The 1691-nt window shown below is 46.7% G+C and carries 1 protein-coding gene and 1 pseudogene; one reads left to right on the forward strand and one right to left on the reverse strand.

Translation table 11 applies throughout. The features are described from left to right. Positions 1–42: 42 nt before the first annotated feature. Complete coding sequence (locus tag J6I68_RS11930; RefSeq protein ID WP_292220601.1) at positions 43–918, reverse strand: aldose 1-epimerase family protein; 876 nt, start codon at positions 916–918, stop codon at positions 43–45. 131 nt (positions 919–1049) lie between these two features. Here J6I68_RS11930 and J6I68_RS11935 point away from each other — a divergent pair. Continuing rightward, a pseudogene (locus J6I68_RS11935) lies at positions 1050–1691 on the forward strand (peptidase M42); the annotation flags it as partial.

The following is a 1691-nucleotide window of genomic DNA, read 5'->3' on the forward strand; positions in this document are numbered from 1 at the left end:
AGTAGAACCGTCCCCGTGTCTTGTTTTTTGAGGAATCGCCTGTTATTTTATTTCAATACTATATCTGGCGTTAAACTCTTCTCCCGGAGCCAGTTTGTTGCCGTATTCTCTCTCAGAGAGGTCGCCAGAAAAGCCTACTCTGTCGCATCTTCCGTACCAGGGCTCGATGCAGACAAATGGTGCGTGCTTGCCAACTGGTGACCAGACGCCTACAAGTGGTGTATCAAAGCTGACCTTGACGAAAGGCTGGCCATCAGCACCCACAATGCTTATGGCATCGGTCTGCTTATCCTCTATTACGAGGGCGTCCTCTGAAAAGAGCTCATCTGACATCTTTAAAATGCCGTTATTAAGATCAAACTGCTTGGTCTTGTCTGAAAGGCATCCAGATCCGTCGTCTGCCACAACATTTGAATGGAGGCTTGAAAGCGCTTTTCCTGCCTTCTCAAACTTAAGGACATCAGTGTCCAGGTCGCAGTTAAATGCGGGATGAGCGCCAATTGAGAAGAAAACCTGCTCTTTATCGGTATTTACAACCTTCCAGATAACCTGGATCTCTTTCCCTGAAATCCTGTATCCGCAGTGAAGTTCGAAGGCAAATGGGTATTTCTCGTGGGTTTCTGCGTTGTCACGGAGCCTGAACTCTATTGCGTCTCCAGTCTGGGAAACCAGCTCAAAATCCATGTCCCTGGCAAAGCCGTGCTGCCCCATACTGTAGGTCTTGCCCTTATATCTTGACTCTTTTCCAAAGTAGCAGCCAACAACCGGGAAAAGAACCGGTGATGTTCTGCCCCAGAACTTAGGATCTGCCTGCCACAGATACTCTCTGCCGTCGTCGTTTCTAACAAGGGACTTAAGCTCTGCGCCGTGGTCCGAGATCTTTACGGTAATTTCTGAATTTTTGAGCTCGTATATCATTTTTTAACCCTCCAGGCTGTGATATTTCTTTTGACGTATGCCATATCCCAATTGTACCACGAATGCGCCCATTTTCCGCCACGTTGTGCTATACTTTTCACTAGAATTGCAAATATAAGGAGCTACATATCATGAAAAAGATAAATCTTAAGAAATACACTGATTTCATCGTTAAAGAGACCCTTGATCTCCTTAACATTGACTCTCCTACAGGCTACACAGAAGAGGCCTGCAACTGGGTGAAAAACGAGTTTGAATCCCTTGGATTTAAGGCTCACATCACCAATAAGGGCGGCGTTATCGTTGATCTTACGGGAAAAGACAAAAAGAACGGCATTTTACTTGAGGCCCACGCCGATACATTAGGAGGAATGGTGGCTACCATCAAGTCAAACGGAAGGCTCCAGCTCACCAACCTTGGCGGCATGAACCCCAACAACGCAGAGACTGAGAATGTCCGCGTTGTGACCAAGTTTGATGGCATCTACGAGGGAACTTTCCAGCTCAACAACGCCTCTATCCATGTAAACGGCGAGTACGACGACACCAAGCGCACCTGGGAAAACTGCGAGGTGGTGCTTGATGAAGATGTTAAGACAAAAGAAGATACAGAAAAGCTCGGCATTTCTGTTGGTGATATCGTATGCTTTGAGCCAAATGCAAGGGTTACAAAGAGCGGATACATCAAATCCCGCTTCCTTGACGACAAGCTTAGCGTTGGAATCCTTCTTGGCCTTGCCAGGTACATCAAGGACAACAAGATAACTCCAAAG

Origin of the sequence: Butyrivibrio sp. (assembly GCF_017940685.1) — a bacterium.
Lineage (GTDB): Bacteria > Bacillota > Clostridia > Lachnospirales > Lachnospiraceae > Butyrivibrio.

What these genes read in the sequence shown, in the direction of transcription:
- J6I68_RS11930 (WP_292220601.1), bottom strand. Translation starts at nt 918, where the DNA reads ATGATATACGAGCTCAAAAATTCAGAAATTACCGTAAAGATCTCGGAC.